Origin of the sequence: uncultured Maricaulis sp., from assembly GCF_905480005.1 — a bacterium.
Lineage (GTDB): Bacteria > Pseudomonadota > Alphaproteobacteria > Caulobacterales > Maricaulaceae > Maricaulis.
In genome coordinates this window covers 1-24,930 of record NZ_CAJQOO010000059.1, presented here as the reverse complement: position 1 = coordinate 24,930, position 24,930 = coordinate 1, and the positions used below count along the sequence as shown (strand labels likewise).

Below are 24,930 nucleotides of genomic sequence, written 5' to 3'. Positions count from 1 at the left end.
CCATAAATCACGTGTCAGCCAGCAGGCCGTATCCGCTTCTTCAGCTCAAGGGTGAAACCGCGAAGCGGCCCGACGGGCCCTTGACCTGAAGAAGCGGATACGGCGACCTCCCGGCAAGCGGTTTATGGCGGGGTGTGCGCTGCGGGCGCGATCAATAACAGGTCCCTGGCAACTCTCGGCGCCAAAGGCAACATTGGGGACAGGTATATTTGACACATGGCGCTGTCGGCGGTCGTGCCTGCCGGTGTGACGCGCTAATTATACCTGTCCCCGGCGCGCACAGACTTGCGGATCATATGCGGAGCTCAGCGGCCAGATTGATCTCGTACCGGGCGCTTCGGCCCGCACCGACGGGCAGCAAGGCTCCGATCTCGGTCAGGTGCTGCAAATCCCTTGTGGCCGTTGCCTTCGACACCTTGGTCATCGACATGTATTTGCGCGCATTCATGCCACCCTCGAAACCACCGGGTCCGGCCTCAAGCATTCTCACCAAGGTCTTTTTCTGGCGCTCCGACAGCGCGTCGTCATGGCGATCGAAAAAGCGTGCCTTGGCGAGGATGAAGCCAACCTGCTCATCCGCCCGGGCCTGGGCGTCCACGATCGTGTTGACGAAGTAATGCACCCACTCGGTGACATCACTGGAACGCTGGGCGCGCTTCAGGGCATCGTAATACTCATTTCGCCCTTGCTCGATTACGTCCGACAGACTGAGCACGACCGGACGCCCGAGCCCTTGTGACAGGGCTTTTTCAGACAGGGCGCGACCGATACGGCCATTGCCGTCTTCAAACGGGTGGATGCTTTCAAAATAGAGATGCGCGATGGCGGACCTTACCGGACCGGGCTGGATGGCCTGTCGCCCACCCGGCGCGCTGTCATTGAACCAGCTGATATAGCGCGCCATTTCTTCCGGGACGCGATCGGCCGGCGGCGCTTCATAATGCACGGTCCATTTGCCATAGGCACCGGAGACGACCTGCATCGGCTCGGGACTGTCGCGCCACGTGCCAACGTTCAGTGCCTTCGGGTCAGCCACACCGCCCAGCAGCACTGTGTGCCAGTCAAAGAGCGTCTCTGCGGCAAGCGGTTCGGCATAGGCCTCGCGCACACGCAGCATGAGTTGCGCCGCGCCCTTGGCGCGCCCATCACGCACGTCTGACGGTACCGGCCCGATTCCGAGATGCTTCATCAGGGAGGAGCGCACATCCTGCCGGCTGATGTACTCGCCTTCGATCTCGGAGGTCTTGACCGCTTCGGCGACCATCAATTCGATGATGGTTTCAGTTTGCAAGGAGGCCGACAAACCGCCAAGGGCCCCGCTCACACGCCCCGCCTTCTCTGCGAACGCGTACAAAAGCCCCTGGATTTCCGCGACGTCAAAGCGGAAATTCGGCCAGTCCTTTCGTTGCCAATTATACCTCATGAGCCGCTTCTACCATTTATTCGGCTCACAAAAAAACAATTCATGAGCCGATTAGGCGAGATAATCGGCTCATCACCCCAACATCCACCGTCATCCCACGGTGGCCGCGAAGCGGGCATCCGGGGGACCTCGGCTAACAGGTTCGCAGTGCCGGCCCCGACCTCACCGCTTTACCACGCGCCCCAAGCGCTGAGGTCCCCCGGATCGCGGCTTCGCCACGACCGTGGGATGACGGTGAGGGTGATCCCTGACCGTGTCCGTCGCCCCTCACCCCCACATCTGCATGCCCGTCCTGCTGACGCGCGATTGGCCTTTTCGGCTGCTATCGTGCTAAAGCCCTGATTATTCCGGCCAGTCGCCCTATCGGCGTCCTTACCGGGACACTGATGGAACCCGGCCATTGATGGGTTTGGCCGGCATTTTGGCACTGGAAACAGCTTTATATGACCTTGAATCCCCGCATTGCGCCGGCGCTTGCCGCTGCGCTTGAGAAGAAGGGCTATTCTGCCCTCACCGAAGTCCAGTCCGCCGTGATCGCGGAAGAGGCCGACGGGCGCGACCTGCTGGTCTCGGCCCAGACCGGCTCGGGCAAGACAGCCGCTTTCGGCATGGCGCTCGCCCCGACCCTGCTCGGCGACGACACCAGTTTCAACGCACCCGACCTGCCTATGGCCCTGATCGTCGCGCCGACGCGCGAACTGGCCCTGCAGGTCCAGCGCGAACTCGCCTGGCTCTATGGCGAGGCGCGCGGCCAGATCGCCTCTTGTGTGGGCGGCATGGATCCGCGAGCCGAACGCAAGGCGCTGGAGCGCGGCTGCCACATCGTGGTCGGCACGCCGGGGCGTCTGCGCGACCATATCGAACGCGGCGCGCTGGACATGTCACAGCTCAAGGCCGTCGTCCTCGACGAAGCCGACGAGATGCTCGATTTCGGCTTCCGCGAAGACCTCGAATACATTCTCGACGCCGCGCCGGCGAGCCGACGCACCCTGCTCTTCTCGGCCACCGTGCCGCGCGCCATCGCCGATATTGCCCGCCGCTTCCAGAAAGACGCCCTGCGTATCTCGACGGTTTCCGAGCGCGGCCAGCACGCCGATATCGAATACCGCGCCCTGTCGGTCGCCCCGTCCGATCGCGAAAATGCGATCATCAATGTGCTGCGCTATTACGATGCCGAGCGCGCCATCATCTTCTGCGCCACGCGCGAAGCGGTGAACCGGCTGTCGGCCCGCTTCGGCAATCGCGGCTTTGCCGCCGTCGCCCTGTCCGGCGAACTGACCCAGAAAGAACGCACCCACGCCCTGCAGGCCCTGCGCGATGGCCGCGCCCGGGTCTGTGTGGCGACCGATGTCGCCGCCCGCGGCATCGACCTGCCGGGTCTGGAACTGGTGATCCATGCCGACCTGCCGACCAATTCCGATGTGCTGCTGCACCGCTCGGGCCGGACAGGCCGGGCCGGCGCCAAGGGCGTCTGCGCGATCATCGTGCCGCACACCCGCCGGGGCCGCGCCAATCGTCTTCTGCGCGACGCCAAGCTGCAGGCCGAATGGGCCGAGGCGCCGAGCTCGGATGATGTCCGTGCGCGCGACCGCGAGCGCCTGATGGCTGACCCGATCCTCACCGATGAGGTCGATGAGGCGATGAAGGTCGATACCGACGCCCTGCTCGAGAAATTCACCGCCGAACAGCTGGCCGCTGCCTTCCTGCGCGCCCGCATGGCGACCCTGCCCTCGGCAGAGGATCTCCTGTCCGGCCCGGCAGCGCAGAATGACCGTCCCGAGCGCAAGCCACGCGAGAATTTCAAGGCCAGTGTCTGGTATCGCCTGTCGGCCGGTCGCAAGGCCAAGGCCGAGCCGCGTTGGCTGCTGCCGCTGATCTGTCGCCTCGGTCATGTCACCAAGCGCGAGATCGGCGCCATTCAGATCGGCGAAACCGAGACCCGTTTCGAGATCGATGCGGAGCACGCCGAACGCTTCACCAAGGCCCTCGCCGAGAATGGTGGCGGCGAGAACAATATCCGTGTCTCACCCGATGACGGGTCCGAGATGCAACGCGCCGGTCCCAATGACGGTCCGACCGATGCCCGCACGCCGAAAATGCGTCACCGCGACAAGGGTCGCCATCGCGAGACCGACAGCGACGGTTATCCGATCAGCCGCAAGCGCGATGACAGCGCGCCGCGCGCCTATGAGGATCGCAAGCCGCACGATCAGCGCGAGCGCGATGGTGACAGCTCTGGCGACAAGCCGCGCTACGAAAAGAAGCCGTACGAGAAAAAGCCCTATGGGGACAAGAAGCCCTATGGCGACAAGAAACCCTATGGCGAGAAAAAATCCTTCGGCGACAAGAAGCCCTACGGCAAGAAGGCGGACGGCGACCGTCCCTTCAAGGGCAAGCCGAAGCCGGACTATGAGCGTGCCGACAGCCCGGTCGCTGGCGACGAGAAGCCCTGGGAGAAAAAGCCCCGGGCCGACAAGTCCGACTGGAAGAAGGATGACAAGCCGCGCCGTCCGCGCACCGACAAGCCGTCCTCATCCAATGACGACCGTCCCGCTGCCAAGGCGCGCCCCGCCGGCGACCTGACCAATCCCAATGCCCGCCCCGACAAGGGCGAGGACAGCTCCTGGGCCCGCAAGCGCAAGCCGGCGGCCGGTGGCTTCAAGAAGAAGGCCGGCGGTTATGACAAGCCCGCCGGCAAGAAGCCCGGCTTCAAGAAGGATGGCGCCAAGCCGTTCGAGAAGGGCGCAACACTGAAGCGCAAACCGAAGGGCTGAGGCCACAAAACCTTGTCATCCCTGTCGGCTGTCCGGCCTGCGCCGGGCGTCCATCAGGGATGACGACATGTACCTTGAGCCAAGAAACGGCGCGCCAGCGCCCACGTCCCCATTCATCGCTTGCCGAGAGATGGCCAGACGCGATTTGCGAGCTCAAGGGTGTAACCGCGCAGCGGCGCTTCGCGCCCTTGACCTCGCAAACCGCGTCTGGCGCGCTGGCTGACAAGCGATGTAAGGGCGGGTCTGCGCGAGGCGCAGCCTTCGAATACCCACACCGACATTCAACAATCGCCGCCCAGCAGCGGCCCGCGTGAGCCGTGCTAGCCCGTCGACAGAAGGTCTGAGCTCCCCGGGCATGCCGGGGATGACGGTGGAAATGTTTGAAGTGCCGACGAGTCGCGAGACTCAGCGCCTAAGCCACATCCGCCTTCGCGGTCGTCATGTCCTGGCCGACTTCCTGCGCGCGCTGGATTTGCTGGCGGACATCGAGGCCCGGATGGGTTTCGATCTCGGCCGCGGTCTCGGCGAGGATGGGCAGGGAGATGGTCACCGTGGTGCCCTCGCCCTTGCGGCTGGCGATATTCATCGTGCCGCCATGCAATTCCGACAGGGCGCGGACCAGCGACAGGCCGAGGCCGGTGCCGCGCTTTTCGATGTCACGCGCATTGGCGGCCTGCTGATAGGGCTGGCCGAGACGGCTGGTGTCTTCCGGATCAATCCCGACACCGCTATCGCCGACTGCCAGCACAAGCTGGCCGCCAGTGGCCCGGGCCATGACCACGATCGCGCCGCCATCCGGCGTGAACTTGACCGCATTGGACAGGAGGTTGAGCAGGATCTGACGCAGGGCCTTGCGATCACCATCAACCAGGAGCGGGCCGTCATGCCGCTTGATCTTGAGATTAATGCCGGCCTCTTCAGCCTGCAGGCGCATCATCTTGGCCGAGAGATTGACCACTTCACCGATATCGAAAGTCTCGCGAACCAGCTCGTACCGATCGGCCTCGATCTTGGACATGTCGAGCACGTCGCCGATCAGCTCCATCAGGTGCTGGCCGCTTTCATGGATCAGGTCCGCGTATTCGGCATAGCGCGCCGGCAGCGGTCCGAAGAGGCGCGCCTTCATGACGTCGGAAAAGCCGATAATGGCGTTCAGGGGCGTGCGAAGCTCGTGACTGACAGAGGCGAGGAACTGGCTCTTGGCGCGGGCCTCTTCCTCGGCGGCATCGCGATCATTGCGCGCCTGGGTCAGCGCGGCTTCCAGCGCCGGGCCGCTATCCTTGGCCAGGGCGATAACCGACCCACCATGAATGGGGCGCGTGGAGATCAGCACGTCTTCGCTGCGACCGCGCACACCGCGAACCACAAGCTGGCCCTCGACATCGCGCAGGGCGGCACGGCGCCCCGATGCGGCGAGCTGGACCCGGTCTTCCTCATCAAAACCCAGATCCGCGAGCGGCAGACCGGAGAGGTCGCGCGGCAGGCCGGGTGAGAGATCGCGCACGCCCTTCGAGGCTGCGAGAATATGGCCGTCCGCGTCGCAGGCGACCAGCGGCACGGGTGACGCATCAAACGCCTTGGCCCGGACACGGCCACGCTCGGCTTCGGCGCGGGCCTTGTCGGCATCGTGAACCGCGCGCAGGGCGCCAAAGGCGAAACCCGTCGACAGGGTCAGGACGCAGCCCAGAACGAAGGGCAGGTGCAGCTCGACCGCCATCGGGGCCGGTGCGATGAAACCTGTCAGGTGAAGACCAGCGACGCCGAGCGCGGCGAGACCGGACTGGGCGGCGGCCTTGATGACACCGTCGCGCTCACCGCAAGCCGCGGCCATGGCGGGCGCCAGCAGGAAGGCCAGGACGCCAATCCCGGTGACACCGCCACCGGTCAGGGTGACGCCGACCGCAAAGCCGGTCCAGACCAGGGCCAGCAAAAAGCGCTCGAAAGCACGCTCCATGCGCGGGATGAGAAGGAAGGAAATCAGGGCCGGTGCGGCAACCGCTGCGACCAGCAGGGCCTTTTCCAGCGACGTTCCGTCAAGGATTGGCCAGAGTCGCGGCAAGGCAGCCGCCAGCGTGCCAAGCCAGAGGAGGTTGACGAGTGTCCCGCCTTGGCGTGCGAACCAGGCTGTTATGGCAGGCGATTTCGGCTTCATTTCGAATCGATGCGACTCGCTTTTATTGCTGATCGGAATCTTCGCCTTCGACGTTAACAAATGCTGAATCTTAAACTTTGTCCGTTTACGCATCCCATCCGGTAAGCGTCGTGATAATTCATCCGCCTATCCCCCTTGGACGCAGGCCGCAGCCAAGGCAGTATGAGGGGGGTTCAAAGGAGCATTGCGTAATGTTGACGACTCTCCTCGCCACGGGCGCGCTGAGCATGAGCATGAGTCTGGCACTTCAGGATGGGGGGCAGGATCAAACGGCCCCGGCACAACCGCCTGCCGCGCCGGTCCTGCAGCTGGACCAGCCCGCCGCGGACCCCACGCTGATCGAGCGCTCAGCCGGCGAATATGCCGCCTATCACGGCGTCATCTCGGATCTCCACTCGGCGCCGATCGGCTCCGGCGCGGATCTCGATGAGGCGATGAACCGGCTGACCGCCTTCTATGGCGAGGAACGCCTGGTTCGCGCCTGGATTGCCTATGCCGCCATCATCGCCGCGCGTCATCCCGAATATATCGACGAGGTCCGCGAGCTGGCCGACTATTACGGTCCGGAAGCCGCGATGACGGGTCTGATCTATGATCCGACCTATGCCACCAGCTTTGCCTCCTCGGAGGACGCCCAGGACTCGGTCGTCGAGGCCCTGGCCCGGGACAATGCCGAAATCCTGGAAGTCTCCCAACGCTATCGCGCCGCCGCCTATGAACTGCAGGGCGAGCGCTGGGCCAATCGCAGCCATGGTGACCGGACCGACCGGCTTGCAGAATTGTCGATCATGGGTCGCGACCCGATCAATCTGTCCGACGAAGTCATGATGACGCTCGCCAATGGGCTGGATAGCGGTCTGCCCGCCTCGGCCCTGTTCGATCATTACGATGCGCCGCCAACGGCTGCGCCCGCCATCGCGCCGCAACTCTCCCTGACGGTCGGCGAAGCGGCACCGGACCCGGATCGCGACCGTATCGGTCGCATCCTCTCGGTCGCGGCGCTGCAATCGCTGGGCAATAATGATCCGGCCCGCACCGATGAACTGGTCGATGCCCTGCTCGCCGATCCCGTGGTCGAACGATGCCTGGCCTGGGTCCGTCTGGACCTCCAGCAATGCGTGGCCGCCGGCCATTTCATGTATGAGGACAGCTTCTGCATCGCCGAACACGCCCTCATGGACGTCAGCCGCTGTCTCGCGAGCAATGCGAATTGAGTCAAATTTGATCGTTTCAATTGCCGGAAAACGGGCATTCCTTAACGAGACGTGTGCCGATCAGAGACAAGATCGAATTTGCTGACAATTTTACACAAAAACGGCGCGCCGAATTTGCACACCATTTCCGGTAAGGCGCGCATTCGCTAGCTATTGCTGATAATTTTTCCTAGCCTCAATCCTGCATTGAGACCGGTACACCCGGTTTCGGTCACCAATGAGGTCGAACATGATGTTTTTGCTGCGTGCCGCGTTTTGGTTGGCAGTGGTCAGTTTCTTCGTCCCGCAGGATTTTGCGGGCGAGGCTATGGACCTGCCTTTCAATACGGCTGAGACCCGGATCGATGCATCCGCCAAGGTCTCGGAATGGTGCGCCGAAAACGAAGTGATCTGTGAAGCCGGTGAAGAAGCCGCCCGCCTTGGCAGCTTCCTGGGTGAAATGGCCATGACCCGGATCGGTGATGCGATCGAGGACCACCAGGACAATCAGACCGGGTCCCGCTCGGCCAGCCCTGCGCCCGCCCCGACCCGCGCCAAGTCCTGATCAAACGCCCGCAGACCCTGAACAACTGACCGCAAACCGCATTGGCGGCTTGCCACGCCGCGTCGCCCGCACTACCTCCGCGCTGACATGACGGCACAAGACATCCAAACCGAGATCGACGACCTCGTCGACGAGTTCGACTTCCTGGACGATTGGGAGCAGCGCTATCGCTATCTCATCGACATGGGAAAAGCCCTGCCTGACATGCCGGAGACCGAGCGCACCGACGTCAACAAGGTCAAGGGTTGTGTGAGCCAGGTCTGGCTGGTCACCGGCAAGGATGGCGACACCCTCACCTTCCGGGCCGATAGCGACGCCCATATCGTGCGCGGTCTCGCCGCCCTCCTGGTCCGCCTCTATTCCGGCCGCACGGGCGAGGAAATCCTCTCCGTCGACGCCCGCGATGTCCTGGCCCGCATCGGCCTGTCCGAACACCTCTCGCCGCAACGCTCGAACGGGCTGGCCTCGATGATCGGGCGGATCCGGGGCGAGGCCGCGGAGATTTAGGAGGCCGGGCCGCCTGCCACCCCTGATCTGCCCCTGGTCTGCGTCCCGCCTGCGAGGCGCGCCTCGCATCGATCCAGACATCACGTGTCGGCCAGCTGGCCGTATCCGGTTTTCCGGCTCAAGAGCGCCGCGAGCGCCACACCTTGATTTCACCCTCCATTGTTCTCGAACGCGCCCTGGCGCGATCCGGGACCTATGGAGGACTCATCGCTTGCCGGAAAGTTTCGTTGGTCCCCGGTCTTCGCCCGGGAAAAATTGGGTCGTGGGGAAATGGAAGAAACCGCACCCCCCCTCAAACCAGTCACGGCAGCCCGACCAGTACCGACCAAGCCTACCCGGACTCACCACCGCGGACGAAGCGGCCAGCATCGATGTTCAAGATATCTGAACCGGACGACAATCGGCGGTCTCTAACGAGTAGGATCGGAACAACAAAAAGAGCGCAGGCAATCTGAATGAGCGCCCCGAAACCAGTTCCGATCTCACTGATATAATGTCCAACAGTAAGGTCTGAAGAGGACGCCGCAAACATCATGACCGCAAGCACAGAAACAACGATCAAGGTCAAACCGGTTACAAAACCGAAACTCCACAGAATGAGCCGCGCGAGGTTTGGGTGCGTTGGCAAGAGCGCTAGGCCGAGCGCCAAAGGCGTTAGCCAGCTGAACACTGCCTCCGCCGGGTCCTGACCTGTCGCAACTCGGCCCAGAACGGGCAACGCCATAACCAGGAGGAAAATCAAGGCGCCCAACGCACTTCGAACAACCATCTATCTCGCCTCTATATAATCCACCTCTGATAGTAGTTTATGGCACAGCACGGGAGTCGTCCAGATTGCACTTACTGGACTTCATCGGCCATAAAAAATGTGACGGGTAGAACCGGCATGGGGGGCGGGCGCCGCGAGCGCCACACCATGATTTCACCCTTCCATTGTTCTCGAACGCGCCCTGGCGCGATCCGGGACCTACGGAGGACTCATCGCTTGTCGGAAAGTTTCGTCGGTCCCGGGTCTTCGCCCGGGAAAAATAGTTTGGTGGGCAGCGCACGCGCCCGCTTCACGCCTACGCTTGTCATCCCTGATGGACGCCCGGCGCAGGCCGGGCGCAAGTCAGGGACCCAGGTGTTCGAGCAGTTAGGTCCCCGCTCTGCGGCCTGCCTTCGCAGGCCATCCGGCGGGGATGACACGGTTTGATGAGACCGCCTCCCCCCTCAAACCAGCCGATAGATCTCGGCCAGCCGCGTCAGCGCCAGACCCAGCACCGTCCGGCCCGACCGCGCTGCCCAGCCGAAGCGGCGTTCCAGAGCGGCGGCGCTTTCCTCGCGCACCAGGGCGGCGTCAATGACGCTTGCGAAGGCCGGACCCAGCTTGTCCTGCGCGTCCATGACGCGCTCCTTGGCGGCGATGGCGCTCAAGGCAGCATCCTCCGGCCCCTTGCGATGACCCTCGCTGCGGCGCTGCGCGGTGGGCGACCAGTTGCGGGTGACCGGGCTCATCAGGGTGGAGCCGTGATAATCCCGGATGAAGCGCTCGCCGGCCTGGCGTTGATGCGGTTCCAGCCCGTCCAGCCAGGGCCCGAGCGGACCTTCCCGGCGATTGGCTTTCGCGGTCCGCACCTGCCCGTCACGATCCATGACCGGCCGGGCCTCCATCTCGCGATGACGGTCGGCGGGATCGGGCTCCTCGCCGCGTGTCCCGGCCTTCAGCGCCGCCTGCCCGTCGGCGGACAGGACCAGGCCATTCTCGCGCCGGGCCAGCCAGCCGCACTGCATCGCTTCGACAAAGCGCGCCGCCGAGATCCGGGCGGTGGGGCGGCGGCGACGATCCCCGCCGGGCAGCACGACAGCACGGGCCTCGACATCGCCGGGCGGCGCAAGCCGGGCGTCCGGCCTTGCCAGAGCCCGCATCCAGCGCGGCGCACTCATGTCAGACGCTCCAGGCCGGCCAGACGCTGCAGCCCACTGAGGCGCGGTGCGGTTCGCAGGGATGCTTCCAGGGCATCCATATAATCATCAAAGGCACGGTCATCGCGGCGGTCTTCTATGCGGTGACAGGCATGGGCGGCGGTCGATCGATCCCGTCCGAAGGCGAGCGCGACCCGGCTCAGCGACAGCTCGAAGGCGACATGGGCGAGATACATCGCCGCCTGACGCGCCAGCGCGGCTTCGCGCGAGCGGCGGGTTGGCGCTTCGAGTTCGCGTTGCGAAACACCGAAGGCATAGGCGACGGCGCTCTGGGCCAGACGCGCTCTAGCGACATCCTCTTCCAGTTTGCACATGATACGGCTCATCCGTGCACTCCCGTTTTTCCGCGGCGCCCCGATGGCCGCGACCGACGTGATGCTAAGATGGCTACACCCAGGTGGGGATAATATTCCTATTTGCGGTGCAAAGAAAGAGGGCGCAACCTTTGCGGGTTGCGCCCTCCAATCCGTCACAAGCCCTTGAAACTTATGGAGAGAGATAGGCGATCAGCAGGACGATGGCCAAGAGCGCACTGGTCCAGATCGCCAGCAATCCACTGGGGATATCCCGGCTGAGGGCACCAATAGGACTGAAAACCTCAAAGAGTTTTCCACCCGTCCGGCTCTTCACACCGCTTACCAGATTGCTGATCGAAGCCCAGAAACGGCCGAACATGGCATGGCCCCAGGTGAGCGTATTGGCCAGGAAGCGGCGATAGATCCAGTCCGTGTCCAGATTCACCCCCCGCTTCTCGTCCGGATACCATTTCATCCGCACCAGGAAAGCAAAGGCGAACATCGCCCCCAGCAGGAGCTGCATCTGCCCGACGATATGGTCGAAGGTATAGGGCTGATAATACAGCGCCGCCTCCGGGAAGGGCACGAGCTCGTAGAGCACACCGTAATTGATCCCGACATAGATGCAGATCAGGGCCGCAATCCCCATCGCCATCAGCATGTTGACCGGTGCTTCGCGGACGCGATGGCCACGGTCATGACTGAAGAAGGCGAAATACGGGATCTTGATACCGGAATGCTCCAGCACACCGGCCGAGGCAAAGACCAGGACCAGCCAGACCATCCAATGGCCTTCCTGGGCCACGGCGGCCAGGGTCAGCGCCTTGGCGACAAAGCCGGAGAAGAGCGGGAAGGCCGAGATCGAGGCGGCCCCGATCAGGCAGAAGATCGTGGTCGCCGGCATCGACTTGAACAGGCCGCCCAGTTCCGACGCCTTCACCGTCCCCACACGCAGCAGAACCGCGCCCATGCTCATGAAGAGGAGCGCCTTGTAGATGATGTGGACGAAGGCGTGTGCCGCGGCGCCATTGATCGCCAGCTCGGTGCCGACACCAATGCCCACGACCATGAAGCCCAGCTGATTGTTCAGCGAATAGGACAACACCTTGCGCAGGTCATTCTCGACCACGGCGAAGAAGACCGGGAAGGCCGTCATCACGGCCCCGATCCAGATCAGCTGCTCGGTCCCGGCATAGCCACGCGCCAGCGCATAGACGGCCAGCTTGGTGGTGAAGGCCGACAGCACGACCGCGCCGGTAATGGTCGCCTTGGGATAGGCGTCCTGCAGCCAGTTGTGCAGGAAGGGGAAGGCGCATTTGATGCCGAAGGCGATGAAGATCAGGAATCCGCCCAGCGTCTCGATGGACAGGCTCTCGTCAAAGGCCCAGCTGCCGGTCTCGCTGGCCCGGATCACCGCACCGGTGAGCAGGAGCACGCCGGACAGGACATGGATGGCCAGATAGCGCAGGCCGGCCTTGTAGGCAGCCTGGTTGCGCGCACCCCAAATCAGGAAGACCGAGGAGATCGCCGTCAGCTCCCAGAAGAAGAAGAGCGAAAGCAGGTCGCCGGCAAAGACGGCACCAAGGCCGGCACCGGCATAGATCAGTCCGGACGCATCGGCGATCCGGTCCTTCTCATGCAGGCCGTAGAGCGCATTGATGAAGGCGGCGATGATGAAGATCAGGCCCCAGATCCGCGACAAGCCGTCAAAGCGGAAGGTTTCCAGCGTGAAACCACCCAGTTCGATAATCCCGCCGAGATGGTCACCGGACGGGGCATTGAACCAGAGGAAGACGGCCAGGACCGGCGCAATCAGGGCGAGGCCCTTGCGCACATAATGCATCGGGAAAGCCGCTGCCAGGAGGCCGGCAATGATGACCGGCCAGGCCGGGGACACATCGTAGAGGGCTTCGATCATGACTGACCCTCCTCATCGGTATTGTCGCCGTCCCAGTAGTCCTCCGGGCGGCCCAGAAGGCCGCGGATCACCCACCAGCCGATCATCACGGCGAGCACAAAGGCACCGAAGCCCCACATCGCATAGAAGCCGTAGAACTCGGCCAGCTCGACATATTCATGGCGGTGATGGACGAAATCGACGGCCACCAGTCCCAGTGTCGCCACCAGGAAGATCCAGATCATCGAGGATTTCAGCCAGGGCGCGTCGAGCCACAGGAAGGGTCGGGCTGCCGGGTGGATGAGTTCATCATGTTTGCCGTTAGGATCGCTCACAGTGCGGCCTCCGCAGCAAGGGTCGACGACATAAAGACCGGCTCGAGATAATCGCGCAGCGGCCCGATGAGGAAGAAGAGCACGATCACGCCCAGCGCCGTGATAACCGGCGGCAGGATGACCATCATGGGCGGTTGCCGCTTCAATTGCGCCTGTTCGGGCGGCGAGAAGAAACCCCGCGCCGAGAGCGGCAGGAGATAGGCAACATTGAGGATGGAGGAGGCGATCAGCGCCACCATCAGCCAGCCCTGCCCGCTGTCCCAGGCCCCCTGGAGCAGGAAGAGTTTCGGCCAGGATCCGCCCAGCGGCGGCAGGCCGATGATCGACAGGGCACCGACCGTATAGGCACCGAAAAGCCAGGGCATGTAACGGCCCAGACCATCCATCTGCGAGATCTCGGTCTTGCCGGTCGCGGTATAGATGGCACCGGCGCTCATGAAGAGCGTGATCTTGCCCCAGGCGTGCATGACGATCTGCAGCGCCCCGCCCAGCATGGCCAGCGGCGAGCCGAGCATCACGCCCAGCGTCACATAGGAAAGCTGGGAGACGGTGGAGAAGGCCAGTCGTGCCTTGAGATTATCCTTGGTCATGGCGACCACGGAGGCCAGCACGATCGAGATACCGGCAATCCAGGCCAGCGCATCGGCCGCCGGGGTGATGGCGATCAGGGCCGGACCGAAGATATAGGTGCCGACCTTGAGCATGGCGAAAACGCCGGCCTTCACGACGGCCACGGCGTGCAGCAGGGCCGAGACCGGGGTCGGCGCGACCATGGCATTGGGCAGCCAGGGATGAACCGGCATCAGCGCCGCCTTGCCGATCCCGAAGGCGAACAGCACCAGAAGGATGCTGGAGATCGCCGGGGTGACCTCGTTGAGCGCCAGCAGACCGCCGGCCATGAAGTCGGTCGAGCCGGCCAGGAAATGCGTGGCGATGACCGCCGGCAAAAGCAGACCGATCGAAGTTCCCAGCAGGATGGAGAGATAGATCGCCCCGCCCCGCTTGGCCTTGGCATCACCCTTGTGCGTGACCAGCGGATAGGTCGACAGGGTCAGGACCTCGTAGAAGAGGAACATGGTCAGCAGATTGCCGGACAGGGCAACGCCCATGGCACCGGCGATGGCGATACAGAAACAGACATAGAAACGGGTCTGGTTCTTCTCGTTATTGCCGCGCATATAGCCGATCGAATACAGCGAATTGACGATCCACAGGCCCGAGGCCACGGCGGCAAAGACGGCGCCGAGCGGTTCCAGCTTGAAGACCAGGTGCAGGCCGGGTGCGAGCGTCGCCAGGTTCAGGGTCGGCTGGCTCTGCGCCACCTCCACCAGATAGGCGACATTGAAGGCCAGCAGCACGGCCGCGATCAGGGTCGCGGCTTCGCGCAGATTGGGGCGCGAGCCCAGCAGCGCCACAAAGACACCGCCGATCGCCGGAATGGCGAGCGCGAGGGCGAGGGAGAGTTCAGGCGTCCACATCAGATCAGGATCCTCCCATCACGGCCTCGGCCGCGGACCGGGCCAGCCAGACCAGCGGGTCGGCGTGGAAGAAGAAATAGATATTGGCCAGCGCCAGGATCGACATCGGAACCAGCACCATCCAGGGCGCGAGACGACGCTGGGTCAGCTCACCATGATGGGTGGGCGGGCTGTCCATCCAGATCGCCGACAGGAGCCGGGCGACATAGGCCAGTGCCAGCAGGGATGACAGCATCAGCGCCGCCACAGCCCACCACCAGCCGCGCTCGAGCGCAGCGGTGACGAGATACCATTTCGAGGTGAAGCCGACGGTCAAGGGCACGCCCACGAGGGACAGGCCGGCAATGGTGAAGGCCATCGCCGAGGCCGGCATGGTCTTGCCCATACCGGCAAGATCCTTGATCCGGCGGACGCCGAAATTCAGCGCGAAAGCGCCCAGCGCCATGAAGAGCGCCCCCTTCATCAGGGCGTGATTCATCAGGTGCAGGAGGCCGGCCGACAGGCCCGAGGCCGTGCCCATGCCCAGACCCAGCATCATATAGCCGACCTGGGCCACCGAGGAGTAGGCCAGCAGGCGCCGCGCATCGGTCTGGAAGACCGCCTGCAGGGACGCCACCACCATGGCCACAGTCCCGACCACGGCGAACAGCCAGACGAAGGACATTTCGACGAAGCTGACATCGGGATGGAAGACCGAGAACAGGAAGCGGATCAGCGCGTAAAACGCCACCTTGGTCGCCGTCGAGGCGAGGAAGGCAGTGACGAAATTCGGCGCGAAGGCATAGGCATTGGGCAGCCAGACATGCAGCGGGAACATCGCCGCCTTCAAGCCAAGGCCGACCACGATGAAGGCGAAAGCCGCCTGGCTGACCCGGTTATGCCCGTTCTCCGCCAGGATCTCTGCCATGTCCGCCATGTTGAGCGTGCCGGTCGCCATGTAGAGGAAGCCGACGCCGATGACGAAGAAGGTGGCCCCGATCGTACCGAGGATCAGGTAATTATAGCTGGCCGTCAGCGCCCGCCGGTCCTTGCCGGCCCCCATCGCGATGAGGACATAGGTCGAGATCGAGGAGATCTCGAGGAAGACGAAGACGTTGAAGGCGTCGCCGGTAATGGTCACGCCGAGCAGGCCGGTAAAGCAGACCAGGAAGGCGGAATAGAAGAGCGCCTGCTTGTTCTCGGCGATCTCGTCGGCGACGCTCGGCAGGGCGTAGAACACGCATAACAGGCCGACAAAGCCGACCAGGAGCAGCAAGGCGACATTGAGCATGTCGACGCGATACTCAATCCCGAGCGGCGGCGCCCAGCCACCCATATGATAGGAAATCACGCCCTCGACAGCCACTTGACCAAGCAGGTTCAGCGACAACAGGGCCACCGCCGCGGCGGTGACCAGGGCCACGATCCAGGCGACCCGGCCATTCGGCATCAGGGCCGCCACGGCCGCTGTGATCAGCGGTATGACGACAATCAGGGCCGGGGCGTGCATGGCCACGCCGGCCGGCAGGAAGTCAGCCAGAAACTGCATTATTCGGCGCTCCCGGATTCAAGCGAGTAATCGGCGGCATTCAGGGCATCATCCTCGATCGTCCCGTAGGACTCGCGGATCCGAACCACCAGGGCCAGGCCCACTGCCAGCGTCGCGACCCCGACCACAATGGCGGTCAGGATGAGCACGTGCGGCAAGGGATTGGAGTAGAGCAGCTCAGCCGTCTGATGCGCCGCATCGACTGCCGGTTCGGCATGATCGGCAGCGGCATCAGCCGCATGGCCGGCCTCGGCCGCGCCATAACCGTCCGCGTCACCGCCATGGCCATAGCCCTCATCAACCTTGTAGGTCTCGAGGATGGGCGGCGCGCCGCCAAACACCTTGCCGATGGTGATGTAGAGCAGGAAGACCGAGGTCTGGAAGATCGACAGACCGACCAGCCGCTTGATCAGATTGCCCGTCGCGATAACCACATAGAGACCGATCATCATCAGGATGATGATCGGGATGTAGTTGAAGCGTTCTGCGAGGATTTCCAGCATGGCTACCACTCCTCGTCCGGAATATCCGGCACGCGGCCGGCAAAGGCATAGAAGATCGCCAGCATCACCGAGGCGACCGTGGTCAACACCCCGATTTCAATCAGGATAATGCCGTAGTGCTGGCCGGTATGGTGACCCTGGTCGGGATGCAGGGCATCGTAATCGAGATAATTGAGCGGCTCGCCGGCCCCGTTCATGAACAAGGTGGCGACCCCGACCCCGGCAAAGATCAGCACACCAAGCGCCGCGCCAAAGCGGACCACGACAGGCGGGACTGTCCGGCGGGCCGCGTCGATGCCGAAGATCAGTGCGTAGAGGATGACGGCGACCGCGATGATGACACCGGCCTGGAAGCCGCCGCCCGGGCCGTACTCGCCATGGAATTGCACATAGAAGCCGAAGACCACGATCAGCGGAATCAGCAGCTTGGCAACGACCTGGAGAATGAGATGCGGAGACATGATCAATCCTCCTCCTCTTCACGGCGGCGCGCGCCGGTCCCGAAGCCCAGCAGCAACATCACGCCGAGCGCGGCAGAGAAGACCACCACGACCTCACCCAGCGTATCGAAGCCGCGATAGCTGGACAGGACGGCCGTGACCACATTCGGGATCGAGATGTCGTGCGGCACCTGTTCGAGATAGTCCCGTCCGACATAGGCATTGGCCGGGCTTTCCGGGTCGCCATAGACCGGCATGTCCGGGATGGCGAAGAAGAGCGCCGCACCGGCAGCCGCGACCACCACGAAGGCAGCCCAGTGGCGACCGACCCCGGCCGGCTCGCTCTCGCGTGCGGTGAGCAGCATCGCGCCGAGCATCAGCACGGTCGAGATGCCGGCGCCGACAGCGGCTTCGGTGAAGGCCACATCGACCGCGTCGAGCGACACGAACCAGGCGGCGCAAAGCAGGGAATAGACCCCGGTCAGCATCACCACGGCGAACAGATTACGCAGGCGGACAATCGCGAAACCGACCGCGAGCAACATCGCGATCAGCAGATAGTCCAGATACTGGGTCAGATCGGCGTGGTTCATTTCTGCCCCTCCGACGAACCGGCATCGGCCGGGTGTTTCGGCTTGAAGTGCGACAGGTCCGGCTTCTGCCCGGCCCGGTGCGCCGCATTGGCGATGGCATGGGTCGCGGTCGGACTGGTCAGGAAGAGAAGAAGGCCGACCAGGGCCAGCTTGGCGGCGGTCTGCCAGTCACCGGCCTGGGCCATCAGACCGACAATGATCAGCTCGGCGCCCAGCGTATCGGTGACACCGGCGGCGTGCATGCGGGTGTAGAAGTCAGGCAGTCGCATCACGCCGATGGCGCCGGCAATCACGAAGACCAGGCCGACGGCCATGGCCCCGATCGAGAAGGCGTCGCGGGCGTGCTGGAAAATCTCGGCCGCACTCATTTCTCATACTCCCCGTCCAGGGCCTTGCGCAGGGACATCTGGGCCAGGGCGATTTCCAGCGAGCGATAGCGGAAGAATTTCAGGATCGCGATGGTCGCGACGAAATTGATCAAGGCATAGAGCAGCGCGATATCGATGGCGTCCTGGCGCCCGACGAGGGCGGAAAAGACAAGCAGGAAGAGCACGGTCTTGGTGCCGAAGGAATTGGCGGCCAGCACGCGGTCATACAGGGTCGGTCCGGCAAACAGGCGGGCCAGCATGGTGGCCATAGCCACGGCCATGCCGATGGCAACGAGGAAAGTCAGGAAAGTCATCAGCCGGCTCCCGTCTTCTTGCCGTCAGAGGCGGTGTCGGAGCGTGCGCCCATCTCCGCGAATCCGGCCGGATCGGTGAAGGAATTGTCCAGCGCGTGAACGAGGAAGCCGTCACCCTCGACATCCACGGTCACCGTGCCCGGTGTCAGCGTGATCGAATTGGCGAAGACGCAAAGGCCCAGCTCGGAGCGGTGTTCGGCAGAGACGCGCACCAGGCGAGGCTCGACTTCGATTTCAGGCTTCATGATCAGACGCAGCACCGCCAGATTGGCCTTGACGATCTCGCCGCCCAGCCAGCCCCAATAGGCAAAGAGCGGAACGGCCGGCCCGACCGGAACGGTCTCGCGATCGACGATCCGCATGCGGTAGGTCAGTGCCACCGTGACGATAATGCTGATAACGCCCAGACCCATGACGATCGGGTAATTCCCCGACAGGGTGAAGGGTCCGGACAAGGTGAGCCAGAGCGCCACCAGAATGGCGGTCAGGCTGATGCCATAGAACATGGAAACTCCCCGCGCGATAACGCTTGTGCCCCGGTAATTAGCTTCTCAGACGAGTCTTGACCAGATAAAGCGGCGGGGAAGATGCAGACGCATTTGCAGTAGGGGTATTTGCGGCTGGCATGGCTCCGGTCGTGACGGGCGCTACAGGCGCGATCCCGTCCCTCCATCGCCCCGGCTGGACCAAAATCCGGGCCGGCGATGGCCGCAAGGGCGACGCATCCGTGCGTCGACAGCCTGTGTCGTCAGCAAATCGGCACGCCCGATATCGCCGTCACGCGAAGATTCGGTGTTGTGCGGCGGGTCTGGTGGTGTCACCGGTTTCGCCGCTGCGGACCACCGGTCCCATCCCGGCCCCAACCCCGCACGATCAAGGAAACGGGCCGGCGGCCGGCCGTTACTTGCCGCCCTTGTCTTCCATCGACAGGTTCCAGTAGCGCAGCACCGTCTGGGCTTTTTCGACCGAGAGACTGTCATAGACCTTGCGGGCCTGCTCGACCGGCTCACTGGTCGGCGAGCGACCGAGGCCGCGCCAGAAATTCTCGAAACTGGGCCATTTCATGCCCGTCGCCTTGCACAGGATCGCCACCGGCTCGCCCGCCATATCATCGACCATCTGCAGGACCAGGCGGCGATCGACATTGGCCAGGGTCGAGATCTCGGTGATGATTTCCGGCAGTGCGCCGTCCATCGCCATGGCTTCCAGCGTGCCTTCCAGGGAGCCATAGGGGCTCAACTCGGCGGCTTCCCGATTGCGCTGGCGGCGATCGATATAGCGCAGGATGCGCGTCACCATCGGGTCGGACCAATCCTCCGCGGCAGCCATCGGGAAAATATCCTCGGAGGCGTCGATCAGGATGGTCCGGTCAACCGCGAAGCGTTCGAGGATCTGGAAGCGATCGATGTGCTCACAGGCCCAGAACAGGCGAAAGGCCTGGGTCGGACGCATTTCCTCGCGGCGGATCAGAAGCTGTGCCAGACCGGTCTCTTCGGCGGCCATCCCGACCAGATGGTCGACCGTCGGCATGGCCAGGACTGAGGTCTTGTTGCGCAGCAGGCGCTCGATCACCGGGAGCTCCCCGCCGGCGGCCAGGGCGGCAGAGACAGTCGCGGAGAGGTTTTCGCGCTTGGCCAGGGTCAGGCGATGCTGGAGCTTGCCGACCCGCGCCACCTCCATCATGTCGAAATCAGACAGGGCCTGGCACTCTTCAAGGATGGGCTCGGCCACCTCGTATTCGTCACAGGCGAGCGTGCGCAGCAGCCGGTGCGGCGCGTCGGACAGGACTGCGAGTCGTTTTGCACAACGCTTGCGCAGGTCGATATCGCTGGCCCGGATCACATCAAACAGCAGATCGCCCACAATCCAGCGCTCACGCGGGGTGATGCGGCTGGACGGCAAGCCGACAATGTCCGCCAGCCGCTTGGCCAGGATGGCACGGGTGCGCGGCGTGACGGGCTCGCTGAGATCAAAGGGTTCGGCATTCGCCATGATAGGGCCTGTCAGATCCGGTCTGACCCAGAGGATGAGGCCTTCACGTTAATGAAACGTAGGGCGAAAGCCTTGCATGTCAGGCTTTGCCGATGATCGGGAGCTTGTCCTTGTCCATCCAGACCAGCACGGCCGACAGCGCGCCGAACACCACTGCCATGCCGAACAGCATGGGCGAGTAGACATAGCCACCGCCATCAGCGAAGGCGACCGGCGCATTGATGCCGAGCCAGGGCGTCAGGTGGAAGACGATCGCGCCACCGATAACACCGAGCGAGAGCAGCGCGCCATATCCCTCAAACCGCTTCAGGAAGACGCCGACTGCGAGCAATATGGCCGCCAGCATTTCCAGCACGCCGGTCAGCAGGCGCACCTGCGGCTCGAAGAATTCAAAACCCGACTCGGCGGCGAGATGGCTGAAGATCGGATTGGCGTCGCCGAATTTCTGGATCCCCATGAAAATCATGAAGGCGGCAAGGAGCAGGCCGAGGCCGGGTTTGAGGAATTTCATGATCGACGACTCGCTTCTGAAAAGGACTGATTTGCTTATAGCCAACATGTTGCTAGACAAGGCGCAATACAAACCACACCGGTTCACGAAACCGATGCCCTCCTGTCCGCAAGAGACCTGATCACACCTTGCCCGTATTTCGCCCCCTCGCTGGCAATCGCAAGCTCCGCATGCCGCCATTCGGCGCCTATCTGGTTCTCGTCGCCGGCTGGTTCTTCGGCTTCGGCTTGCAGACCACGCTCTTTCCCGGTGTCATCACCTTCACCCTGCAGGAAAGCCCGGAGCGGCTGGGCCTGGCCCAGGCGGCGCTGACGGCACCGATGATGCTGCTCCTGCCCTTTGCCGGCGTGCTGGCCGAGCGCAAGGACCGGCGCGGCATTGTCTTCTATTTCTACATCTTCGCCGGTCTCTCGGCCGGAGCGCTGGGACTGATGCTGCTGACCGATCATCTGACCTATTGGGTCATGGTCGGCTTCGCGCTGCTGATCGGCGTGGCGGGCGGTTTCGTCATGCCGGCGCGCGACAGTGCGATCAATCCGGTGGTCCGCATCTCGGCCCGGACCCGACATGGCGGGATCGAGTTGCAGCGCGCCGTGGTGATGGCCTCGGCGGTCCAGTTCGGCGCCCAGATCGCGGGCATGGCGGTGGGATATTTCGCGGCCTATACCGGTCCCGGCGCCCTCTTCCTGATGCAAGCCGCGGGACTGTGCATAGGCGGCATCTCGGCAGCTTTCCTGCCGCGCCTGGGTTCCAAGCGCGACACATCCACCGCCCATCCGATGGCCGACCTCGCCGATGGCGTGAAGGCGGTTTTCACCTCGCCCGTCCTGATGCCGATGACGCTGATCATGATCGCGCTGGGCATCCTGGTGGTCGGCGGCGCCTTCCTGGTCCTGATCCCGCTGATCATCCGCGAGAGCTATGGCGGCGGGTTTCCGGAGATTGCCAGCCTGATGGTCGCCTTCTGGGTCGGCGCGCTGGTCGCCAATGTCGCCCTGGTGAAATTCGGCCATATCGAGAAGCCGGGGCGCGCCCTCATCCTGGCCCAGGCCGTCACCGTCCTGGCCACCGGCGCCTTTTATTTCCACCTGCCCTTCTGGTCGCTTTACCTGTTGGTCTTCGGCTGGGGTCTGGGCGCCGGCGTCGCCATCTCGCTGTCACGCTCCGTCGTCCAGGAACAGGCCCCGCCGGACAAGCTGGCACGGGTCATGTCGGTCTATCAGCTCGGCCTGTTCGGCGGCATGCCGGCGGGCGCAGTCCTGATGGGAATCGTGGTCGGACAGCTGGGCCCGAACCTGTCCGCGCTGATCCCGATGGTCGGTCTCGGCCTCGTCCTGGTGGCCATCTGCCTGACAACGCCCATATTGTCTGTAAGACGCGGGTCGGCGCATACGCTCACCGGCCCGGACCGCAAAGCCGAGCCGGAGCGCCAAGATGCCGAAACTGAGTGATGCCGAAATCGAGGCCCTGAAGGCCAGACTCGACCCGCATACCTATGCCATCGCCTTCGAGGAAGGCACGGAACGCGCCTTCACCCACCCCTTCAACGCGGAAAAGCGGGACGGCGCCTATCACTGCAAGGTGTGCGACGTGCCGCTCTTCGCCGCCAGGACCAAATATGACAGCGGATCCGGCTGGCCCTCCTTCTGGGAGCCGCTCGCCGGCGACACGGTCGAGACCAAGACCGATTACAAGCTGCGCCTGCCCCGCACCGAGATCCATTGTGCCAATTGCGGGGCCCATCTCGGCCATGTTTTTCCGGACGGACCGCAGCCAACCGGCCAGCGCTATTGCACCAATGGCGGCGCGCTGGACTTCCATCCCGAGGACGGCGAGAACTAGCCTGCACACATGAGGGAATTCACATGCGTTATATGCCGCTTGCCAGGCGAATGGGGGTGGGACTTGCCGGTCTCGCACTCGTCGCCTGCAGCCAGGAGACTGACATGACGTCCGACAATCCGGCCGCCACCACCACCGTCGACACTCACGGCGCGCTGATCACGCGGGCCCAGGGCCTTGAAGCCCCGCGCGCCGAGCAGCGTCCGGTCACGATCGAACAGGTCGGCTTCACCCGGGTCGACGAATACCAGTGGATCAAGGACGAAAACTGGCAGCAAGTCATGCGCGAGCCGGACGTCCTGGACAGCGATGTCCGCGCGCTGCTGGACGCGGAGAATGCCTATCTCGACGCCGTCATGGCACCGACAGAGGCACTGCAGGAGCGAATCTTCCAGGAGATCCGTGGCCGCATCAAGGAAGATGACAGCTCGGTCCCCGAGCGGGATGGCGACTACGCCTATTTCACCCGCTATCGCGAGGGCGGCCAGTATCCGGTCTTCTCGCGCCGCGCGGTCGACCCGGAGACCGGTGAGCTGGTCGGCGAGGAGGAAATCCTCGTTGATGGCGACGCCGAGGCGGCCGATTTCGACTATCTCGACTTCTCCGACATGGAGCACTCGCCCGACCACCGCTATGTCGCCTTCGGCGTCGATGTGCGCGGTTCCGAGTATTACGAGATCCGGGTCAAGGACGTCGCCACCGGCGCCATCGTCGCGACCCTGACCGACGAAAGCTCGGGCGATTTCACCTGGGCCAATGACAGCGCCACGCTGTACTGGGTCTGGCGCGACGATAATGGCCGGTCCAAGCGGGTCTATCGTCAGCCCGCCAATGGCGGGGCGTCCGAGCTGATCTATGAGGAGCCCGATGACGGCTATTTCGTCTCGGTCGGTCTGAGCGACAACAATAATCACATCGTCATCAATGCCGGCGGGCACACCTCGAACGAGATCCGCCTGCTCGACGCCAATGATCCGGCTGCCGATCCGGTGCTGGTCGCGGCCCGCGAGGATGACGTTGAATACTATCTCACCGAAGCCAGCGACCGTTTCTACTTCCGGACAAATCTGGATGGCGCCGTCGATTACAAGATCGTCTCGGCCCCGCTCGACAATCCGGGCCGCGAGCACTGGGAGGACTTTATTCCCCATCGTCCGGGCACGCTGATCAATGGCGTCATCGGCTTTGCCGACTGGCAGGTCCGTGTCGAGCGCGAAAACGCCCTGCCGCGTATCGTCGTGCATGAATATGCGACCGGCGAGGAGTATAATATCGACTTCGACGAGGAGGCCTATTCGCTGGGCGCCTCGGCCGGTTACGAGTTCGCGACCGATGTGCTGCGCTTCTCCTATGAGAGCCCGTCCACGCCGGAAGAGACGTATGACTACAATCTGCGCAGCCAGGAACGCACGCTGCTGAAGCGCCAGGAAGTGCCCTCCGGTCACAATCCGGAGGATTATGTCGTTCGCCGCATCATGGCCGAGGGCCATGACGGCGCGCAGATCCCGGTCACCATCCTGTATCACCGCGACACGCCGATCGATGGCAGCGCGCCGCTGATGCTGTATGGCTATGGCTCCTACGGCATCACCATTCCGGCCGCCTTCCGCGTCACCCCGCTCTCGCTGGTGGATCGCGGCATGGTCTATGCCACCGCCCATATCCGTGGCGGCATGGCCAATGGCTATCAGTGGTATCTGGACGGCAAGCTGGAAAACAAGATCAACACTTTCCGTGATTTTGTCTCCTCCGGCGAAGCCCTGGCAGAGCTCGGCTATACCTCGCGCGGACAGATTGTTGCCTATGGCGGTTCGGCCGGCGGCCTGCTCGTCGGTGCGGCGATCAATCTCCAGCCCGACCTGTTTGCCGGCGCCATTGCAGCGGTTCCCTTCGTCGACGTGATCAACACCATGTCGGACCCGGAACTGCCCCTGACCCCGCCGGAATGGCCGGAATGGGGCAATCCGATCGAGAGCGCGGAAGATTATCAGACGATGATCGAGTACTCGCCCTACGACCAGATCCAGGACATGGCCTATCCCCACGTCCTCGCCACGGGTGGTCTCACCGACCCTCGCGTGACCTATTGGGAGCCGACCAAATTCGTCGCTCGCCTGCGCGAGCGCCGGACCGATGACGGCCTGACCCTGCTGAAGATGAATATGGGGGCCGGCCATGGCGGCGCCTCCGGCCGTTTCGACAGCCTGCGCGAAACCGCCCTCAACTGGGCCTTCGCCCTGATGACGGTCGGCCT

24 protein-coding genes are annotated in these 24,930 nt (G+C 63.6%); 7 read left to right on the top strand and 17 right to left on the bottom strand.

All coding sequences use genetic code 11. The annotated features are described in order from the left end of the window. Positions 1–292: 292 nt before the first annotated feature. On the bottom strand, positions 293–1,423 hold the full coding sequence (locus QZ266_RS06600; protein ID WP_295692965.1) for a Fic family protein: 1,131 nt from the start codon (positions 1,421–1,423) through the stop codon (positions 293–295). A 443-nt stretch (positions 1,424–1,866) separates the two neighbouring features. On the opposite strand from QZ266_RS06600, the gene QZ266_RS06595 reads away from it, so the two are divergent. Next, positions 1,867–4,197, top strand: coding sequence for a DEAD/DEAH box helicase (locus tag QZ266_RS06595; protein ID WP_295692962.1), 2,331 nt, complete (start codon positions 1,867–1,869; stop codon positions 4,195–4,197). A gap of 412 nt (positions 4,198–4,609) precedes the next feature. On the opposite strand, the gene QZ266_RS06590 is transcribed toward QZ266_RS06595, so the two are convergent. Beyond that, entirely contained in the window at positions 4,610–6,349 is a 1,740-nt protein-coding gene (locus tag QZ266_RS06590; RefSeq protein ID WP_295692959.1) for an ATP-binding protein, read from the bottom strand. 191 nt (positions 6,350–6,540) lie between these two features. Between QZ266_RS06590 and QZ266_RS06585 the strand changes: the two genes are divergently transcribed. From QZ266_RS06585 to QZ266_RS06575, 3 genes are all read left to right on the top strand, one after another. Further along, positions 6,541–7,563, top strand: coding sequence for a hypothetical protein (locus QZ266_RS06585; RefSeq protein ID WP_295692957.1), 1,023 nt, complete (start codon positions 6,541–6,543; stop codon positions 7,561–7,563). Positions 7,564–7,792: 229 nt separating this feature from the next. Beyond that, positions 7,793–8,107 carry a hypothetical protein gene (locus tag QZ266_RS06580; RefSeq protein WP_295692954.1) on the top strand — a complete coding sequence of 105 codons (315 nt, stop codon included), beginning with the start codon at positions 7,793–7,795 and terminating at the stop codon, positions 8,105–8,107. 87 nt (positions 8,108–8,194) lie between these two features. Continuing rightward, on the top strand, positions 8,195–8,614 hold the full coding sequence (locus QZ266_RS06575) for a SufE family protein (protein WP_295692952.1): 420 nt from the start codon (positions 8,195–8,197) through the stop codon (positions 8,612–8,614). A gap of 331 nt (positions 8,615–8,945) precedes the next feature. Here the strand turns inward: QZ266_RS06575 and QZ266_RS06570 are convergent, their stop codons facing one another. The 15 genes from QZ266_RS06570 to QZ266_RS06500 all read right to left on the bottom strand — a co-directional run bounded on the left by QZ266_RS06570 (position 8,946) and on the right by QZ266_RS06500 (position 20,834). Beyond that, positions 8,946–9,383, bottom strand: coding sequence for a hypothetical protein (locus QZ266_RS06570; RefSeq protein WP_295692949.1), 438 nt, complete (start codon positions 9,381–9,383; stop codon positions 8,946–8,948). Positions 9,384–9,826: 443 nt separating this feature from the next. Beyond that, the gene (locus QZ266_RS06565) at positions 9,827–10,540 is read right to left on the bottom strand and encodes a DUF6456 domain-containing protein (RefSeq protein WP_295692946.1); all 714 of its coding nucleotides are present in this window, start codon (positions 10,538–10,540) and stop codon (positions 9,827–9,829) included. Beyond that, positions 10,537–10,905: a helix-turn-helix domain-containing protein gene (locus QZ266_RS06560; protein ID WP_295692943.1), complete on the bottom strand. Its 369-nt coding sequence runs from the start codon at positions 10,903–10,905 to the stop codon at positions 10,537–10,539. Before QZ266_RS06560 ends, QZ266_RS06565 begins: the two co-directional genes overlap by 4 nt. 160 nt (positions 10,906–11,065) lie before the next feature. Continuing rightward, positions 11,066–12,793, bottom strand: coding sequence for a Na(+)/H(+) antiporter subunit D (locus QZ266_RS06555; protein WP_295692940.1), 1,728 nt, complete (start codon positions 12,791–12,793; stop codon positions 11,066–11,068). Beyond that, a complete protein-coding gene (locus tag QZ266_RS06550; protein WP_295692937.1) occupies positions 12,790–13,107 on the bottom strand; it encodes a hypothetical protein in 318 nt (105 codons plus the stop codon). The genes QZ266_RS06555 and QZ266_RS06550 overlap by 4 nt, the downstream gene beginning before the upstream one ends. Next, positions 13,104–14,585 carry a proton-conducting transporter membrane subunit gene (locus tag QZ266_RS06545; RefSeq protein ID WP_295692935.1) on the bottom strand — a complete coding sequence of 494 codons (1,482 nt, stop codon included), beginning with the start codon at positions 14,583–14,585 and terminating at the stop codon, positions 13,104–13,106. The genes QZ266_RS06550 and QZ266_RS06545 overlap by 4 nt, the downstream gene beginning before the upstream one ends. Before the next feature lie 4 nt (positions 14,586–14,589). Continuing rightward, complete coding sequence (locus QZ266_RS06540; RefSeq protein ID WP_295692932.1) at positions 14,590–16,113, bottom strand: monovalent cation/H+ antiporter subunit D family protein; 1,524 nt, start codon at positions 16,111–16,113, stop codon at positions 14,590–14,592. After that, positions 16,113–16,616 (bottom strand): cation:proton antiporter subunit C, encoded by a 504-nt coding sequence (locus QZ266_RS06535; protein ID WP_295692929.1) that lies wholly within the window; start codon positions 16,614–16,616, stop codon positions 16,113–16,115. The genes QZ266_RS06540 and QZ266_RS06535 overlap by 1 nt, the downstream gene beginning before the upstream one ends. 2 nt (positions 16,617–16,618) lie before the next feature. Continuing rightward, on the bottom strand, positions 16,619–17,077 hold the full coding sequence (locus QZ266_RS06530; protein WP_295692926.1) for a Na(+)/H(+) antiporter subunit B: 459 nt from the start codon (positions 17,075–17,077) through the stop codon (positions 16,619–16,621). Between the two features lie 2 nt (positions 17,078–17,079). Further along, positions 17,080–17,649 carry a DUF4040 domain-containing protein gene (locus tag QZ266_RS06525; protein WP_295692924.1) on the bottom strand — a complete coding sequence of 190 codons (570 nt, stop codon included), beginning with the start codon at positions 17,647–17,649 and terminating at the stop codon, positions 17,080–17,082. Continuing rightward, positions 17,646–18,017, bottom strand: a complete 372-nt coding sequence (mnhG, locus tag QZ266_RS06520; protein ID WP_295692921.1) for a monovalent cation/H(+) antiporter subunit G — start codon at positions 18,015–18,017, stop codon at positions 17,646–17,648. Before mnhG ends, QZ266_RS06525 begins: the two co-directional genes overlap by 4 nt. Continuing rightward, the gene (locus QZ266_RS06515) at positions 18,014–18,331 is read right to left on the bottom strand and encodes a monovalent cation/H+ antiporter complex subunit F (protein WP_295692918.1); all 318 of its coding nucleotides are present in this window, start codon (positions 18,329–18,331) and stop codon (positions 18,014–18,016) included. The genes mnhG and QZ266_RS06515 overlap by 4 nt, the downstream gene beginning before the upstream one ends. Further along, on the bottom strand, positions 18,331–18,837 hold the full coding sequence (locus QZ266_RS06510; protein WP_295692916.1) for a Na+/H+ antiporter subunit E: 507 nt from the start codon (positions 18,835–18,837) through the stop codon (positions 18,331–18,333). The genes QZ266_RS06515 and QZ266_RS06510 overlap by 1 nt, the downstream gene beginning before the upstream one ends. 394 nt (positions 18,838–19,231) lie before the next feature. Next, positions 19,232–20,323 (bottom strand): DUF2336 domain-containing protein, encoded by a 1,092-nt coding sequence (locus QZ266_RS06505; RefSeq protein ID WP_295692913.1) that lies wholly within the window; start codon positions 20,321–20,323, stop codon positions 19,232–19,234. Between the two features lie 79 nt (positions 20,324–20,402). Beyond that, entirely contained in the window at positions 20,403–20,834 is a 432-nt protein-coding gene (locus QZ266_RS06500; RefSeq protein ID WP_295692911.1) for a DoxX family protein, read from the bottom strand. Positions 20,835–20,962: 128 nt separating this feature from the next. Here QZ266_RS06500 and QZ266_RS06495 point away from each other — a divergent pair, with 128 nt between their 5' ends. From QZ266_RS06495 to QZ266_RS06485, 3 genes are all read left to right on the top strand, one after another. Continuing rightward, complete coding sequence (locus QZ266_RS06495; RefSeq protein ID WP_295692909.1) at positions 20,963–22,285, top strand: MFS transporter; 1,323 nt, start codon at positions 20,963–20,965, stop codon at positions 22,283–22,285. After that, a complete protein-coding gene (gene msrB / locus QZ266_RS06490; protein WP_295692906.1) occupies positions 22,269–22,676 on the top strand; it encodes a peptide-methionine (R)-S-oxide reductase MsrB in 408 nt (135 codons plus the stop codon). The genes QZ266_RS06495 and msrB overlap by 17 nt, the downstream gene beginning before the upstream one ends. A gap of 104 nt (positions 22,677–22,780) precedes the next feature. After that, positions 22,781–24,930 (top strand): S9 family peptidase (locus QZ266_RS06485; RefSeq protein ID WP_295692904.1); only part of this gene is annotated, 2,150 nt, incomplete at its 3' end.

What these genes read in the sequence shown, in the direction of transcription:
- QZ266_RS06600 (WP_295692965.1), bottom strand. Translation starts at nt 1,423, where the DNA reads ATGAGGTATAATTGGCAACGAAAGGACTGGCCGAATTTCCGCTTTGAC.
- QZ266_RS06595 (WP_295692962.1), top strand. Translation starts at nt 1,867, where the DNA reads ATGACCTTGAATCCCCGCATTGCGCCGGCGCTTGCCGCTGCGCTTGAG.
- QZ266_RS06590 (WP_295692959.1), bottom strand. Translation starts at nt 6,349, where the DNA reads ATGAAGCCGAAATCGCCTGCCATAACAGCCTGGTTCGCACGCCAAGGC.
- QZ266_RS06585 (WP_295692957.1), top strand. Translation starts at nt 6,541, where the DNA reads ATGTTGACGACTCTCCTCGCCACGGGCGCGCTGAGCATGAGCATGAGT.
- QZ266_RS06580 (WP_295692954.1), top strand. Translation starts at nt 7,793, where the DNA reads ATGATGTTTTTGCTGCGTGCCGCGTTTTGGTTGGCAGTGGTCAGTTTC.
- QZ266_RS06575 (WP_295692952.1), top strand. Translation starts at nt 8,195, where the DNA reads ATGACGGCACAAGACATCCAAACCGAGATCGACGACCTCGTCGACGAG.
- QZ266_RS06570 (WP_295692949.1), bottom strand. Translation starts at nt 9,383, where the DNA reads ATGGTTGTTCGAAGTGCGTTGGGCGCCTTGATTTTCCTCCTGGTTATG.
- QZ266_RS06565 (WP_295692946.1), bottom strand. Translation starts at nt 10,540, where the DNA reads ATGAGTGCGCCGCGCTGGATGCGGGCTCTGGCAAGGCCGGACGCCCGG.
- QZ266_RS06560 (WP_295692943.1), bottom strand. Translation starts at nt 10,905, where the DNA reads ATGAGCCGTATCATGTGCAAACTGGAAGAGGATGTCGCTAGAGCGCGT.
- QZ266_RS06555 (WP_295692940.1), bottom strand. Translation starts at nt 12,793, where the DNA reads ATGATCGAAGCCCTCTACGATGTGTCCCCGGCCTGGCCGGTCATCATT.
- QZ266_RS06545 (WP_295692935.1), bottom strand. Translation starts at nt 14,585, where the DNA reads ATGTGGACGCCTGAACTCTCCCTCGCCCTCGCGCTCGCCATTCCGGCG.
- QZ266_RS06540 (WP_295692932.1), bottom strand. Translation starts at nt 16,113, where the DNA reads ATGCAGTTTCTGGCTGACTTCCTGCCGGCCGGCGTGGCCATGCACGCC.
- QZ266_RS06535 (WP_295692929.1), bottom strand. Translation starts at nt 16,616, where the DNA reads ATGCTGGAAATCCTCGCAGAACGCTTCAACTACATCCCGATCATCATC.
- QZ266_RS06530 (WP_295692926.1), bottom strand. Translation starts at nt 17,077, where the DNA reads ATGTCTCCGCATCTCATTCTCCAGGTCGTTGCCAAGCTGCTGATTCCG.
- QZ266_RS06525 (WP_295692924.1), bottom strand. Translation starts at nt 17,649, where the DNA reads ATGAACCACGCCGATCTGACCCAGTATCTGGACTATCTGCTGATCGCG.
- mnhG (WP_295692921.1), bottom strand. Translation starts at nt 18,017, where the DNA reads ATGAGTGCGGCCGAGATTTTCCAGCACGCCCGCGACGCCTTCTCGATC.
- QZ266_RS06515 (WP_295692918.1), bottom strand. Translation starts at nt 18,331, where the DNA reads ATGACTTTCCTGACTTTCCTCGTTGCCATCGGCATGGCCGTGGCTATG.
- QZ266_RS06510 (WP_295692916.1), bottom strand. Translation starts at nt 18,837, where the DNA reads ATGTTCTATGGCATCAGCCTGACCGCCATTCTGGTGGCGCTCTGGCTC.
- QZ266_RS06505 (WP_295692913.1), bottom strand. Translation starts at nt 20,323, where the DNA reads ATGGCGAATGCCGAACCCTTTGATCTCAGCGAGCCCGTCACGCCGCGC.
- QZ266_RS06500 (WP_295692911.1), bottom strand. Translation starts at nt 20,834, where the DNA reads ATGAAATTCCTCAAACCCGGCCTCGGCCTGCTCCTTGCCGCCTTCATG.
- msrB (WP_295692906.1), top strand. Translation starts at nt 22,269, where the DNA reads ATGCCGAAACTGAGTGATGCCGAAATCGAGGCCCTGAAGGCCAGACTC.